Source organism: Candidatus Aegiribacteria sp., from assembly GCA_021108435.1.
Taxonomy (GTDB): Bacteria; Fermentibacterota; Fermentibacteria; order Fermentibacterales; family JCC-6; genus Aegiribacteria.
This window is the reverse complement of the sequence record JAIOQY010000181.1, coordinates 1-14,966: the sequence shown is the minus strand read 5'-3', so window position 1 is coordinate 14,966 and position 14,966 is coordinate 1. Positions and strand designations below refer to the sequence as shown.

18 protein-coding genes and 1 riboswitch are annotated in these 14,966 nt (G+C 45.3%); of the genes, 15 read left to right on the top strand and 3 right to left on the bottom strand.

The genetic code is table 11. The features are described 5' to 3' along the window. The first annotated feature begins 27 nt into the window (after window positions 1-27). The 12 genes from K8R76_10640 to K8R76_10585 all read left to right on the top strand — a co-directional run bounded on the left by K8R76_10640 (window position 28) and on the right by K8R76_10585 (window position 9,558). Window positions 28-807, top strand: coding sequence for a methyltransferase domain-containing protein (locus K8R76_10640; protein MCD4848633.1), 780 nt, complete (start codon window positions 28-30; stop codon window positions 805-807). 104 nt (window positions 808-911) lie between these two features. Further along, window positions 912-1,568, top strand: coding sequence for a class I SAM-dependent methyltransferase (locus K8R76_10635; protein ID MCD4848632.1), 657 nt, complete (start codon window positions 912-914; stop codon window positions 1,566-1,568). Between the two features lie 66 nt (window positions 1,569-1,634). Further along, window positions 1,635-2,273 (top strand): ATP-binding cassette domain-containing protein, encoded by a 639-nt coding sequence (locus tag K8R76_10630; protein ID MCD4848631.1) that lies wholly within the window; start codon window positions 1,635-1,637, stop codon window positions 2,271-2,273. Next, complete coding sequence (locus K8R76_10625) at window positions 2,261-3,076, top strand: ABC transporter permease (GenBank protein MCD4848630.1); 816 nt, start codon at window positions 2,261-2,263, stop codon at window positions 3,074-3,076. Before K8R76_10630 ends, K8R76_10625 begins: the two co-directional genes overlap by 13 nt. A gap of 60 nt (window positions 3,077-3,136) precedes the next feature. Further along, on the top strand, window positions 3,137-3,784 hold the full coding sequence (locus tag K8R76_10620; protein ID MCD4848629.1) for a DNA alkylation repair protein: 648 nt from the start codon (window positions 3,137-3,139) through the stop codon (window positions 3,782-3,784). A 65-nt stretch (window positions 3,785-3,849) separates the two neighbouring features. Further along, window positions 3,850-4,182, top strand: a complete 333-nt coding sequence (locus K8R76_10615; GenBank protein MCD4848628.1) for a DUF503 domain-containing protein — start codon at window positions 3,850-3,852, stop codon at window positions 4,180-4,182. Beyond that, entirely contained in the window at window positions 4,179-4,598 is a 420-nt protein-coding gene (locus tag K8R76_10610) for a secondary thiamine-phosphate synthase enzyme YjbQ (GenBank protein MCD4848627.1), read from the top strand. Before K8R76_10615 ends, K8R76_10610 begins: the two co-directional genes overlap by 4 nt. 77 nt (window positions 4,599-4,675) lie before the next feature. Continuing rightward, window positions 4,676-4,864, top strand: a complete 189-nt coding sequence (locus tag K8R76_10605; protein ID MCD4848626.1) for a hypothetical protein — start codon at window positions 4,676-4,678, stop codon at window positions 4,862-4,864. Continuing rightward, a complete protein-coding gene (locus K8R76_10600; GenBank protein MCD4848625.1) occupies window positions 4,861-5,379 on the top strand; it encodes an SIMPL domain-containing protein in 519 nt (172 codons plus the stop codon). Before K8R76_10605 ends, K8R76_10600 begins: the two co-directional genes overlap by 4 nt. Before the next feature lie 2 nt (window positions 5,380-5,381). Continuing rightward, window positions 5,382-5,915, top strand: coding sequence for a hypothetical protein (locus K8R76_10595; GenBank protein ID MCD4848624.1), 534 nt, complete (start codon window positions 5,382-5,384; stop codon window positions 5,913-5,915). A gap of 44 nt (window positions 5,916-5,959) precedes the next feature. After that, window positions 5,960-8,923, top strand: coding sequence for a lamin tail domain-containing protein (locus K8R76_10590; GenBank protein ID MCD4848623.1), 2,964 nt, complete (start codon window positions 5,960-5,962; stop codon window positions 8,921-8,923). After that, window positions 8,920-9,558: a gliding motility-associated C-terminal domain-containing protein gene (locus K8R76_10585; protein ID MCD4848622.1), complete on the top strand. Its 639-nt coding sequence runs from the start codon at window positions 8,920-8,922 to the stop codon at window positions 9,556-9,558. The genes K8R76_10590 and K8R76_10585 overlap by 4 nt, the downstream gene beginning before the upstream one ends. A gap of 45 nt (window positions 9,559-9,603) precedes the next feature. Here K8R76_10585 and K8R76_10580 read toward each other — a convergent pair whose 3' ends face one another. From K8R76_10580 to K8R76_10570, 3 genes are all read right to left on the bottom strand, one after another. Continuing rightward, the gene (locus K8R76_10580; protein ID MCD4848621.1) at window positions 9,604-10,554 is read right to left on the bottom strand and encodes an NAD-dependent epimerase/dehydratase family protein; all 951 of its coding nucleotides are present in this window, start codon (window positions 10,552-10,554) and stop codon (window positions 9,604-9,606) included. A 169-nt stretch (window positions 10,555-10,723) separates the two neighbouring features. Then, the gene (locus K8R76_10575; GenBank protein ID MCD4848620.1) at window positions 10,724-11,281 is read right to left on the bottom strand and encodes a peptidylprolyl isomerase; all 558 of its coding nucleotides are present in this window, start codon (window positions 11,279-11,281) and stop codon (window positions 10,724-10,726) included. A gap of 1,132 nt (window positions 11,282-12,413) precedes the next feature. After that, window positions 12,414-12,686: a hypothetical protein gene (locus tag K8R76_10570; GenBank protein ID MCD4848619.1), complete on the bottom strand. Its 273-nt coding sequence runs from the start codon at window positions 12,684-12,686 to the stop codon at window positions 12,414-12,416. An 86-nt stretch (window positions 12,687-12,772) separates the two neighbouring features. Then, window positions 12,773-12,898: riboswitch (TPP riboswitch) on the top strand. Window position 12,899: 1 nt separating this feature from the next. Here K8R76_10570 and thiC point away from each other — a divergent pair. The 3 genes from thiC to K8R76_10555 all read left to right on the top strand — a co-directional run bounded on the left by thiC (window position 12,900) and on the right by K8R76_10555 (window position 14,945). Then, on the top strand, window positions 12,900-14,204 hold the full coding sequence (gene thiC / locus K8R76_10565; GenBank protein ID MCD4848618.1) for a phosphomethylpyrimidine synthase ThiC: 1,305 nt from the start codon (window positions 12,900-12,902) through the stop codon (window positions 14,202-14,204). An 88-nt stretch (window positions 14,205-14,292) separates the two neighbouring features. Beyond that, the gene (locus K8R76_10560) at window positions 14,293-14,604 is read left to right on the top strand and encodes a hypothetical protein (protein ID MCD4848617.1); all 312 of its coding nucleotides are present in this window, start codon (window positions 14,293-14,295) and stop codon (window positions 14,602-14,604) included. A gap of 20 nt (window positions 14,605-14,624) precedes the next feature. Continuing rightward, entirely contained in the window at window positions 14,625-14,945 is a 321-nt protein-coding gene (locus K8R76_10555; GenBank protein MCD4848616.1) for a hypothetical protein, read from the top strand. The last annotated feature ends 21 nt before the right edge of the window (window positions 14,946-14,966 follow it).

The following is a 14,966-nucleotide window of genomic DNA, read 5'->3' as shown; positions in this document are numbered from 1 at the left end:
TCCTGTGTTGTGTGAAAGGAAAACAAATTGAAACTACCCCCGTCTGAATGGTTTAACGATCCAGAATACTGGGAAGCTAATCGCTCCTTCATCTGGAGCAAGGAAAGAATCGAAATGTCCGAAGCTGCTGCCGCCGGAATTGCGAAGCTCCTGGATATGGAACCCGGTGAATCAATTCTGGATTTGGCATGCGGGTTTGGAAGACATTCACTGGCATTATCCAAACAAGGATACTCCGTTACTGGTATCGATCTGAATGCCGGTTTCATACAGGAAGCCTCCAGAAAATCACTGGATATGAAACTCGATGCCCGATTCCTTTGCGCAGATATGCGAGACTTCGTAGAACCTGATAGCTTTGAGAACATCATTATCATGTATAACTCCTTCGGATACTTTCAGAATCCCCTGGATGACAGAAAAGTTCTTGAGAATTGCTTTCAGTCGCTGAAACCAGGGGGCAAACTTCTTCTTCAAGATGTTACTCGAGAGTGCATCATTGCATACCGATCCTCAAGATGCTCCAGGGATTGGCACGAGGAGAGCGACGGAACTATTAGACTTGAAGAAACAACAGCCAATGACAATTGGACCTGGAATACTACTCGATGGATTGTTCTCAAAGGATCTGAGCGTCGAGAATATACGTATGGTATGCGGATATATGGGACATCCGAGTATTGCGATCTGGTAACCTCCGTAGGATTCAGCAATCTTCAAACCTATGGTGGCATTAGCGGTAAACCTTACGACAAAGAAAAGCATCATCTCACTCTTCTTGCACAGAAACCAAATGGAAATAAATGAAACACATAACAAAATGCAGCAGAGCTGCTGTAGAAGTAATGCTGGATAAGATTGTCGTAACCTGCTTAATGTTGAGCGTTATGAAGCAGAGATAGGAAGCAAGAATGAATCAAGATGTGAATAAATCCAATTACAGGGAATTGGCAAGCAGTTATGACAGTCAGATCAAAGAGTATGACAGTTACGGTCATGATGTGCTTTTCGGGATGTGTTATGATTATGTTAATACAGGTGAAAAACTGCTTGATATAGGCATTGGTACTGGTCTGGGTTCTATAAAGTTTTCCAGAGTGGGTTTGAGAATCTATGGACTCGATGAATCACAGGATATGCTGAATGCATGTCAATCAAAATCATTCGCGGCAGAACTGAAGCGTTACGATATTAACCTGGATACAATTCCATATAAGGATCAGTATTTCGATCATGTTATCTCCTGCGGGGTATTCCATTTCATTGGTGATCTGTCAGATATCTTCACTGATGCAAGAAGAGTCATGAAAAAGGACGGCCTGTTCGCCTTTACAATCGCGCCGCAAGAGACAGATATGGACTACATTAAGGAACCGACTGCATGGGGAGTATCAATATTTAAGCATTCACCGCAGTATATTATGAAGCTACTGGAAACAAACGGCCTGGAGTTGTTGAAAGAGCAGAGATTGTTGATTAAGGGTGCAGATAAGGTGAACTACGATATGCTATTCTCGGTTCTTATCTGCAGATCGGTAAAAGTGGCACAAAAAGAACAGGTCATATAAAAAATATTTCAGTGAAGTGTAAAGACCGAACCCGCTGAAGAACACGTTATGTAATCAAGGATATTAATGATAAAGTTTAACAATATTCATTTATCTTATAATGGTAAAACGGTAATTCATAACCTCTCTTTTGAGATACAGCAGAGGGATAAAGTCGTCATATTAGGAAAATCAGGTTCAGGGAAGAGTTCTCTTTTCTCCATGATTTTAGGATTTGTCAAACCCAGCGAAGGAGAAGTTATCTTCGATGGAATGCGTGTTGATGAAAAGAGCATATGGGATATCCGTAAAAAGGTCGCCTATATTGATCAAGACGTAAGCATAGGCTCTGGAAATATTATTGACTTACTTGGTTTTGTTTCAAGATTAAAAACGAATATGCACTTGGATTTCAGCAAAGATAAGGTTGACGATCTTTTAAGGTATTTCGAGCTTACCGGCGATTTCATCGATAAGAATGTCGAAGATTTATCCGGTGGCGAAAGGCAGCGTTTAGCTGTTGTAATTTCTGTTCTGCTTGAAAGAAACATATTCTTTCTGGATGAGGTTACTTCATCTCTTGATAAGCATCTCAAGAAAAAGGTTGCAGATTATTTTGTGAAAAGAAAGGATTGGACTTCTTTAGTAATTTCCCATGACCCTGTATGGCTTGAAAACCCTTCTGTTAAGGTTTTTGCCCTGGAGGAGGGAAGATGGAAACAGTAGATATCACCATATTCTCATTGGGACTCGTATTTCTATTATTGACTATACCTGTAATAATCAGCCTAGTTTTCGGACTGCACTTAATTAAATCCCTATTCAATTCTGTTGCAAGGATGTCCATTCAGCTAATTCTGATTGGAGTATTTCTTAAATATCTGTTTTTATGGAATAACGCGTTTATCAATATCTTATGGTTAACAATCATGATTACAGTTGCTGTATATTCTGCTATAAAAGGTTCTTCCGTAAAAATCAGCAAGATTTTCCTACCCAGTTTTGTATCATTTTCCTTTGCAACATTTGTCGTTGTTTTTTACTTGAACATTTTCGTTATCCCGCTTACTAATGTTTTTGACGCAAGGTACCTGATAGTTCTTGGTGGAATGCTTCTTGGCAATTCTCTCAGGGGCAATATTGTTGGAATTACTACTTTTTATAAAAATCTGAAAAAGGATACAAAAAACTATTCATATGTTTTATCGCTTGGAGCTTCTCATTATGAGGCATTACTTCCGTATTTTCGTGAAAGTGTTCAACTTGCGTTAAAACCCACACTTGCTTCTATGGCAACAATGGGAATAGTAGCTCTTCCTGGTATGATGACAGGAGTTATTCTAGGAGGCGCAAGCCCTGAAGTTGCTATTAAATATCAAATTATGATCATGATAGCAATTGTCGTTAGCACAATAACAAGCGTAGTGCTTACCATCCTAATGACTACGCGTGTATGTTTTAACAGGTGTGGCTCATTACGACAAGATGTATTTATCAATAAAAATACTTCTAAATACGCAACTAAATAAAATTTCAGTTAACATAAATTGTAGAATTGCATTTTGAACTAAGTATTACGAGGTGATTCCATGGAACCGAATGATTTTGCCGCAGAATTCATCAATGAACTTGAATCGATTCCTGAATTGACTACAGCTCCTATGAGGAAGTTGCGTCGGAAGTATTCAAAGAAGCTAAGAGATGAAGACGCACTATATGTTTTTGAGGTAGTACATTTGATTCTCGATACCAGTAAGTATCGATGGATAGTTTATGAATTCATTAAGTATCATCATGATGCATTTCACTCTCTTGACAGAAAAAGTCTTGAAACTCTCGGGTACGGTATGAACAGCTGGTCATCTGTGGATTGCTTCTCTCGCACTCTATCAGGTCCGGCATGGAGAGATGGATTAATATCTGAAGATACGATTCGCGATTGGGCGCAGTCACCAGACCGCTGGTGGAGACGAGCAGCGCTTGTCAGTACTGTGGCTTTGAACATGAGATCCTATGGCGGAAAAGGTGATGCCTGTAATACGCTGGCGATATGTGGTATGCTGGTTACGGATTATGATGATATGGTTGTTAAAGCCTTATCCTGGGCACTTCGAGAACTTGTTGTTCATGATCCCGCAGAGGTAGAAAGATTCCTGTACGTTCATGATGATGTACTCGCCGCGAGAGTTAAGAGAGAAGTGCGAAACAAACTGGAAACAGGACTGAAAAATCCATAAGGTTGCAATAGAAGGTACACAGCATACTTCGTTTATCAGTAACGAAACAGCTATATTGCATATGTATGACAAATGAAAGAACTGATACACTAATCGGTCTCATTAAAGTAGAACTTTACTTCAGGGGCTGCAGAACACTTAAGGACAGAAGAGGTTTTCTTCGTTCCCTGAAGGATCGTCTTTTAAACATGGGCTTTTCAGTGGCGCAGATTGGCCCCCCCGATATTATTCAGAGGGCCTGGATCGCAGCTGTCTGTGTTTCTGGAACTGAAACCGGTGTTTCGCGAATGCTCATACGTGCGGAAAAGCTCATGTACAATCCTGAATGGGAACTTATAAGCATCGATAAAGATATAATTACTGATGGCGAATTATCTGAAATGGAGGAACATCATTGAAATCGCACAGAAAGTACCTCTGGTTCAATACACCACACCGTCGAGACTACATCAACATTACACCTGCTGTAGACCTTGAGCTCCGAGAGAGCGGTATAAAAGAGGGGCTTTGTCTTGTTAACGCTATGCATATCACCGCAAGCGTCTACATCAATGATGATGAACAGGGCTTACTTCAGGATTACGACGAGTGGCTCGAGGGGCTGGCGCCACACGAACCGATATCCCGCTACAGGCACAACAGAACAGGTGAAGACAACGGAGACGCGCACCACAAGCGCCAGATCATGGGGCGGGAAGTGGTTGTAGCCGTTACTGATGGAAAACTGGATCTCGGTCCGTGGGAACAGATATTTTATGGTGAATTCGATGGTAGAAGAAAAAAAAGAGTGATGGTTAAGATAATAGGCGAGTAGGAATATATTCTTACTGCCGATGTATTATCATGGCATCTTTCTATTCGATTGTACTTAACATCTGAAGGGAGTTCTATATGAAAAAGACCGGACTGTTAATTATCCTGGTTCTGCTGATGTTCACGGGCATCGCAGTTGGCCAGCAATACTACGATTACCCTGCAATGATAACGACTACAGGAATGGGTACCGCAAGTGCGGAACCGGACGTGGCTTCGATTGTTTTCGGTGTGGACATCACCCAGTTGATGACGCAGCACGAATGATCCATACAGCCATGGCTGCGGCAAGAGCAGAAGGAGTAGCCGGAGAAGATATGCAGACTGCAAGCTACAACCTCTGGGTGGAACAGGTCTGGGATGACTACGACTACGAGTACACAGGGGAAATGGAATATCACGTGATACACTACATAAAGGCGGACATTCGTGATATTGAATCGGTTGGAGACGTTCTAGCCGCTGTTGTAAGCGAGGGAGCCAATTCCATAAACGGAGTCAGTTTCTACGTTGAAGACACTTCCGCGCTTTTCGAGGAAGCAAGACAGCGCGCAGCAGAACACGCTAACGATAAAGCTGAACAGCTGGCTGACTGTTTTGGAGTATCACTGGGTAACATCTCAAGCATCAGCGAATGGACAAACAACTATTATTACGGCGATTACGGAGCCTATGATAACTACGGTGGCGGGCTGGGTTCTTATGCTCAATCTCCATCAATTACTCCGGGAGCTTACTCTATTTCAGTAGAGGTATCTGTTAGCTTCAAGATAGAAGAGTAGTCATGACACGGGGAGTCGTTATTCCGCTGCTATTTATGCTGGCTACCGGTGCCGCTGCACAGATGCATGGTTCAGCACCGGACTCAGCGGTACTGAATACCTGGAACGCTGTTCTGAACGGCTCCCCGCAAGAATTTCTCATAACACTGGAAAGCGGCTGCGCTGAACAGATCATGCAGGAATGCACTGAATATCTTCATCTGATGCAGACGATGTCTTATGAAAATCTTGGGATGATATTCGCGGAATTGCGGTTGGAAGCAGCTCCTGGAGAAATTGAATTCTGGGACAACACCGCAGTTCTGGAGATGATTCTGTCAGCTCCAGGACAAGTTTATATCCTTGAAAAGAGTATTCTGGAAATAGACGGTCTTCAGTGTGATAACAGCACCGGTATTGTATTTATTTCTCTGGACATCAGCGGGATCGGTAATGTATCTCTGGAAATCCCTGTTATCTCTACAACCGCTGGCTGGCAGGTTACAGGGATTGATCCTATCGTTTCATCTGTTCTGGAATCCATTATTACTCGATAAGATACTTGACAAATGGTACATTTCCGAGATAAACTGATAGAACGATGGGAATATTAGCAGTTCTCCAGTTCGTTCTGTTATCTCAGTCTCCGGTCATCACGGAAATTGCAGCCAATCCTCTTGTTGAGATCTCCGGTGAATTCGTTGAGATATTCAATCCCTCATCTGAGCAAATATGTTTGAGTAACTTCAGCATTACAGACGGAGATGCCCTCGATGAACTCGTTCCCTGGGATGAAATCATCTTTGGTTCTTTTCCACATCCTGGAATGCTTCTTGGAACCGATACCATTCCTGCAGAAGGGTTCGCCCTCGTTTTCGAACTGGATTATCCGGATAACCCCGTGTATGAGATACCTCCCGGAACGCTCATTCTCACAACCGCTGATCACGCGATCTGCAATGGTCTGGCGGCATCCTCCGATCCTCTTACCCTCTTTAACTCCGGTGGTACCGCTGACAGTAATGCTGTAAGTACATACGGTACACCTGTCAATTCGGACACATGGCAGGAAAGGGACGATGACGGTCTTGACGGAATACCTTTCGACCCGGGTGAAGGTTTTACAGTTGAACGATTCCCTTGGTCATCTCCTGATGGGGAAGGATTCTGGATTACAGGGCCTGAAGGTGGTACACCCGGAACCCATGCTGAAGCTCCGCCTGATACTATGAATATCTCCTGCGACAGTGTCTGGACTGATCCTGTAGAACCGTCTGCAGGATCTCCATTTGAAATACATGCTTCCTTCACCTGCTGGGGTAATGTTTCTCCATCGAGCGGTACCCTGATACTTTTTCTGGACAGCCAGGGAGATTCTATTGCGACTCCTGAAGAAATTATCGCGGAATTCTCTGCAGCAGTGCTTGAACCCGGATTAACAAATACATTCACTGCAATGACTGCGCTTGACCAGGGCTGGTACCTTCCATCAGCTCTTGCGGAAGTACCAGATGATGAATACCCGCTCGATGATTTCAGATCCATCGAAACAGCAGTGGGAGGAGGTGTAGATCCTGTTATCACAGAAGTGATCTGTAATCCTATTGAAGAAGATTACGGCGAATTCATCGAAATATACTATCCCGGCCCCGGTATCTTTCCTCTCGCCGGATGCTCTTTCACCGATGGTGACGCGCTGGACGTAATCGTGACATGGTCTGAAACTCAGCTCACTGATCCTGATGCCGTCTATGGAGCATACTTACCGGCAAATGGATACGCTCTTGTGCTGGATCCGGAGTACATATTCGGAACCCAGCCATACGATCTTGCCGGATCAACTTATGTATTCACGGTTGATAATACGACAATCGGCAACGGTCTTACCGGCAATGATCCTATAACATTGTACGATCTGAATGGAACCGCTCAGATAAACACTCTATCCACCTATGGAACACCTCTGGTGTTCGATGACCCACTCCTTTGTGATGATGATGGTCTCGACGGCATCCCATACGATCCGGGGGAGCACTACAGCGTACAGAGAAGACTGTTCACCCTTCCGGACGAAGAGTTTTCCTGGGTAACTTCACCGGAAGGAGGAACACCGGGTGCTCCAGCGGAATATTCCGATACAACGGACGCTGCAGTTGATTCTCTGAGAATAACTCCTCCGGATCCTGAACCTGGTAATTCACTTCTCATTACTGCTTTCTTCTCAAACAAAGGGACAATACCCTTTATAGAAGCTGAAGTATCCATTTTTCTGGATATGAACGCTGATTCAATCGCACAACCTGATGAAATCCTCCTGACAGAGCTTTCTGATTCTCTCTATCCTGGAGAAGATACAAGCATCTCCGTGACTATCAGCGCACCTGAAACCGGCTGTTATCCTGCTGCCGCACGGATATCACTTGAAGGTGATGCAGTGCCGGGTAATGATTTCATATGTGAAAGCTTCACAACCGGAGGCGGAGTTCCTCTGGTCATTTCAGAGGTTCTCTGCAACCCATCCAGTGAGGATCATGACGAGTTCATTGAAATGTGGTTCCCCGGACCGGGTGTATTTGACATTTCCGGATGCAGCTTCACTGACGGCGATGCGCTGGATGTGCTGATTCCATGGAACAGTGAATACGGAATTCTGCAGGATCCCGATGTGATATGCAGTCAGTTCCTTCCCGAAAACTGCTTCGCTGTAATTCTTGATCGGGAATATACCGATGGGATTCAACCGTATAATTTCCCTTCCGGAACTGTTATCCTCACTACAGGTAATACCACTCTCGGAGACGGTCTTTCGCAGAATGACCCAATCTCACTCTATACGTCCAGCGGCACCACATCTTCCGATGTAATGTCAACTTATGGAACACCGATCGATTCCGATAATCCTTTACTGAGAGACGATGACGGTCTGGATGAAATACCCTTTGATCCAGGCGAGGATAACAGCGCCCAGCGAAAGGATCTTAGCGAACCAGACATCTTCAGCAACTGGATTATATCTAATGATGGCCCGACTCCCGGAGCCCCTCCCCCGTTCATTGTAGAGGGAATGAATGCGGCATCCCTCGGTATGATCTGCGATCCACCCATGGGACCTGATAATGAGAATGCAGTTCTTACTGCACGGTTCACCAACTCAGGAACCGATACTATTCCATCAGGTGAACTCTCCTTAGCTTTTTACGATGACAGGGATCATAGCGGAGCCCCATCAGAGAACGAACTTTTCTACAGTTATGTATGCGGTACTGTTGCTCCTGGAGATTCAATTGAAGCAGACTGCCAGTGGGTATCATGTCCGGAAGAGATGCTTCTGTTCGCTGTAGCCATATGTGCCGCAGACTCTTTCTCCTCGGACGATACTACATCATGTATCTGGAATACATACGGTTCCATTGTACTTAATGAGATAATGTACAGCCCGGCACCAGGAGAACCCGAATGGGTTGAGATCGTCAACAGTTATCGGGCTGGACTTTCGAAGATTCACGTGATCAGGCTGTTTTCTGCGATGACACTCTGTTTCTCCAGCCGGACAGCTTTGCCGTGATAGTATCAGATTCTTCCGAGTTCAGGGAATTATGGGCAAATGTTGAATGCCCCGTTCTACAGCCATCAAGCTGGCCCACGCTGAATAACAGCACACAGCAGGGAGAAGAATGGGCAGACCAGCTTATTCTGAGAGATAACACAGGTCAGGCAACAGATTACGTACCATACGATGATGACTGGGGCGGCGCAGCTGGAATAAGCCTTGAAAAGCTGAATCCGGAATTCAAAGGATACGACTCGGCAAGCTGGAGCGGATGTATGTCAGGAGGCACACCGGGGAATGAAAACAGCTGCATTTCGGGAAGCACAGGTGGTGAGTTCCTTGAATTCCATCCAAATCCCTTCTCTCCTGATGGCGATGGTCGTGATGATCTGCTCACGATTGAAATGAACTTCAACAGCCCTGAGAACGAAGTCACACTTGAGATCTACAATGTACAGGGTCGATTGATCCTGGAGCTCCTGAACAGAGAGGCCTGCGGCAGTTCAAGAGTTATCATCTGGGATGGAACCGGTGAGAACGGTCAGAGACTCGTGGTTGGACGTTACATTATCTTTCTTGGTTCAAGAGCAATCGATACAGGTGAATTTCGTGAGACCTGCGAAGTAGTAATCCTGGCCCGACCTTTATAGAGGGACGTACCACACTTCTTCAACTTAGCTAGAAGAGCTGTTTAATTATAATAGTTTTTGCCTGAGTTTCTCAAGCATATCAGCAGTCATGGAATCAAGATCCCATTCCGGTTCCCAGCCCCATTCTTTCCTGGCCACGGAATCATCTATGCTGCTGGGCCAGGTATCTGCTATCTCCTGCCTGAAATCAGACTCATAAGTAACTTCGAAGCCTGGAATGAATTTACTGATACTCTCCGCAATATCCCCCGCTGTCACGGAAAGAGCCCCCACGTTGAAATCACTATGGTGAGAGAGATTGTGAAAATCAGCATCCGCAAGATCAAGAGTTGCTTTAATGCAGTCCGGCATGTACATCATCGGAAGCATGGTATTCCTTCGTACGAAACAGGTGTATCTTCCCTCTTCAATAGCCTTGTAGTAAATCTCCACAGCATAATCCGTAGTACCTCCTCCAGGCGGTGTTTCCGAGGAGATAATTCCGGGATAGCGCAATCCCCTTACGTCAACACCGAATCTTTCAACGTAATAATCGCACAGAAGCTCTCCAGATACTTTTGTCACGCCATATATTGTTTTCGGACGGAGAATTGTTTTCTGGGGTGTATTTTCCCTTGGAGTTTCAGGACCGAATGCAGCGATAGAGCTTGGGATTATCACTCGTGCAAGGGATTCCTCCCTTGCTGTTTCGAGGATGTTCAGAGTACCATCCATATTCACTCTCCAGCAGAGCAGAGGATTCTTCTCTCCCGTTGCGGACAGAATGGCTGCCATATGGAAAATCGTATCGATCTTGTATTCACGAATGAGATTGGAAACAGCCTCGATATCGGTCACATCCAGAATGCTCCAGGGCCCTTCGTTCACTACTTTACTGTTTTCATCTGATTTGATATCCGAAGCAATGACATTATCGGAGCCGTAGCGTTTCCTGAGTTCAACAGTAAGTTCAGATCCGATCTGTCCAAGAGCACCTGTTACAAGAATCCTTTTAATATCCCTGGCCATGTTCATCCTCCATTAAGCGACAACTGTACCTGATTCAGGCATGAAGCTAGCAAATGATACATACACACGCAAGTGGTTGATAGTTAATGTCAGGAACAAATTCGTGGTATTTCCAAATAGACATTTTATAGGTTCATTATTGTTTATATACTGACATTTAGTTGACTAAACAGACTACGTCCCTGATTTGTGTTCCGACTGTGATTCTATCAAGTTCATCCTTATTCAACACAGTACCGAACGCGGTATACCTGCCATCCAACCTGCCGTGATCATCCAGCATTATGAAGAACTGGCTGCCTCCAGTGTTCAATCCCGCGTCAGCCATTCCAAGGACTCCTCTTCCAAAATGTCTTGTGCTTCGCTCATTTGGCAGCAGATAACCGGGACCCCCGGTCCCGACACCCTCCGGACAACCTGCCTGGGCTACAAATCCAGGAATGACCCTGTGAAAATAAACACTGTCATAAAAACCCGTTCCAGCCAGGTGCCAGAAACTGCTGCACGTAACAGGCGCAGTATTTCCCCAGAGGAGAACTGTGAAATTTCCGACATCTGTCTCTATTACAACTGTATCCGGTATTGAGATACTGTCAGGATTAAACGGAAATTCGTATTGTGTCCATTCGGCCGTTTCCGGTTCCCGATTCTCTTCGGACTCCTCTACGCTCCTCAGTCTGTCCGTCAGCAAAGTTACATATTCTTCAATCAGCATCTGATCTGAATTGTTTCCCTGAAGAGTTGAAATCCTCAGTAATGCATTCTCAGCTTTTATTGAATCACCAGTATCGACAAGATGCCAGGCCCATGAAATGGGAATAGCCCAGTATTGATCTGATATCCAGCTCTCCTTCAGCAGCGAGTCAACAGGTATTGAATCGTTCAGCCATGCTGTCTGTGCAGCAGCTCTTCTGCCCGGATCCTGATGAGCCATCAGTTCACGGAGAAGAAGAGTATCCGCAAAACCAAGCTGTTCCGCAGCCATGTTCCCAACCGGTCCGAATGTGATGGACAGATCACGAAGCCGGTTTACTCCATCATCGAATCCAGCTTCGCTCCTGGCAATGGAAGCCGCAAGTGAGACATAGGGAACGGAATCATTGATCAGTTCTCCAATGATGGATGGATCGCAAACCTCAATCGCGCTGAATCGTACAGCCCAGATGGAATCATCCAGCATACTCACTACTGTCTCGGGAGAACTGCATCCGGCAATGTAGATCCTTTCCAAAGCTGTATTCATTTCTGAGGAGGTATAACTGTATTCAATACCAAGTGTACTGAAATATCGCGCTGAAGCGCTGGTTCCGGCCTCTTCTATCCTGATTGGAGCGATGTCTCCTGTGATATCAATCCCCAGTTTTCCGAGAGCTTCAAGAGAAAGAGATTTACTTTTGGATGGAATACAATCCCAGGTTGCTGAAATGATTTCCACAAATGCTTCCAGATTCTCCTGTTCTTCGCCCTCCGCAAAAGTATGGAGAATCCTGTTGATAAGCGCATCCAGAAGTGCCGGATTATCTGAAATATCCTGCGAATCAGGAATTATTGATTCCCCCCCGAACTCAATCAGCACAGGTGTCATTTCAGTTTGAAGCGGTATACCGATCAGGCGAGCTGACCATGCAGCTTCAGTCGAACAGGTTAAATCCACCTCTATGAGATGTGTCGCAAGACTTCCCGGACTGAACCGGTCAGGACTCCAGCCGCTTCTGGCCATGAAAACCAGAACTTCCATGGGATCTTCTCGAAGAGCATCCATAATTTCAATTGAATCCGGTGGTGCAGGCGCAAATATCCAGGAATTCATACTAATGATAAGGCTCTGAAGCAGAACGGGAATCATCCTAGCCCTCTTCCTCTGTTCCGGTACTATCGTTCAAGGACTCAATGTATTCAAGAATCAGATATTCAGATCTCTGCCGATCTGGCTCCATAACCATCACATAACCCCATATCGGATTCCATACTCTGGCAATGCCATTGTACATTGGGATCTGCCTGCTTCGGATTGCGGCTACTATTCCCTGGGTTTCGAGAAATGCCTTAATGGTTATCGCTTCCATTTCAGAAGAAGCTTCAAGTACTGATACCAGTTTGCTGTTATCATTCTCTGCCATTTTTACCTCCTGCGGAACAATAACGAATGATTCCATAATCCGCACTTATCTTTTAACTGTACTGATAAGAATTGATTATGGTAGTAGTGTGAATGATGGGGTGTCTGAAGCCTGCAGCAGATTGATTCTGAGTTCAGCAGGCCAGGGCTGAGAACAGACCCTTTGAACCTGATCCGGATAATACCGGCGAAGGGAGAAACGGTGGGAAGAATAATGAAAACAGCAATCGAAATGGCGCGGCAGGGAAAGGCGACCACTGTAGCGGAACGAACTGCTGAACTGGAAAACGTTCCGGTTGATTTACTTGTAAAGGGTCTGGCTGATGGAACTATTGTAGTTCCGGCGAACAGAACTCACGATATCCGGAAACCTTGCGCCATCGGGCATGGATTGACCGTTAAGATAAATGCCAACATCGGCAGCTCAGCTGACATGGAATCAACCGAAGTTGAACTTGATAAACTTAGAGTAGCGGTTGCTTACGGCGCAGATACAGTTATGGACCTTTCTACAGGATCTGAATGGAAAACGATTCTAAGCAGAATCATGGAAAGAAGTCCTGTTCCAATCGGCACGGTTCCACTATATCAAGTTTTTGGTGAAGCCCTGCGAGGAAACAGAGACGTTAGTGATGTCTCCGAGGATGATATTTTCTCTGCAGTAGAAGATCACTGTATAGCGGGAGTAGACTACCTTACACTTCACTGTGGTGTTACCACGCGAGCCTTGAAACTTCTTCATGTTCAGGGCAGGAAACTGGGCATTGTCTCCAGGGGAGGTTCTCTTCTCGCCGAATGGATGGAAAAACACGGTAAGGAAAATCCTCTCTTCGAGCACTTCGATCGTCTGATAGATATTCTCCATGAATATGATGTAACCTTCTCTCTCGGAGACGGATTAAGACCCGGTTGCATCGCTGATGCTTCCGATCGGGCGCAGATAGAAGAGTTGATTACGCTTGGAGAATTACAGAAACGTTCTCATAGAGCTGGAGTACAGGTGATGATAGAAGGTCCGGGACACGTTCCCATGGACAAAATCGCTGAAAACATCCGGATGCAGAAAAGTCTCTGTGGAGGAGCTCCCTTCTATGTTCTCGGTCCTATAGTTACAGATATCGCCCCGGGATATGATCACATAACTTCTGCGATTGGCGGCGCAATGGCCGCATGGTATGGAGCGGATTTCCTGTGCTACGTAACTCCTGCTGAACATCTTCGTCTGCCTGATGTTGAAGATGTGAAAGTCGGTGTGATATCATCGAGAATTGCCGCTCATGCTGCTGATATCGCTCGGGGAACCAGAGGTGCAATGAAGGCTGATAACCTGATGGCTGAGGCAAGGGAAAGATTCGATTGGGAAGCTCAGTACAGCCTTTCGCTTGATCCTGCCACCGCAAGACATGAAAGGGATGAAGCTCTTCCATCGGACAACGATGTCTGCTCCATGTGCGGTCACCTCTGTGCACTGAAAACAAGTAAGAGGATCTTCGAGAAGGATCAGGAGAAACAAAGATAATGGGAAAATTGTAGCCTGCATGGTGTCGCAGGTCTTGTACCGAACCAGCATTCATGTGTATTGTCTGGACTATTGATGGAGGAGAAACATGGGTGATCCTATCGTGAGCGCAGCGGTTCTTGCAGTAACAGGCGCTTCAACTGCTGCAGCTGCAGCAATGGCTAATGCTGTGAAGGCTTCCGGAGCAATAATTCGTCTTGACCCGGAAGAATTCACAAAGATTCTTTCTCGCACAACCGAACCTGTTATCGTTATCGCACCCTCAGGATTCAAGAAGAAGAAGATGCAATACCTTCTTCCCTGGAAGGGTTTCGTCTTCCACTGCATCTCAGCTGAACAGATGAGTTTCCCGAAGGGTGCAGAGATCATAGCTGCAAAAAAAATATGGATCCCCAGCTAGAATCTGATGAACGGGGTTAAATGATGAAACATTTGATGATTCCGGCTTCATGGAAAAGCGCAGCTTCCATGAAGAAGACCATCGAGAGCAAAGAAAAACAGGGCTGGCAGGTTGCTGCGCTTGCGGATGTTTCAGGAGCAAATATGCTTATCATGGTTGATGATGGAAATAAGTATAAGCATGAAGTCGTCCAGGTTTTCTGGAGTCTTAAGAGTAAAGTGTCCGATATCATCGAGGAGAAGCAGAATGAAGGATGGATAGTCGCCACGCTTGGAGCCTGTCTTGGCAGTTCTCTGCTTATAATGAAGAGAAAAATCGAAACTGAACCGGATAACTCTTAAGCCATAAATTCTGATTATTAC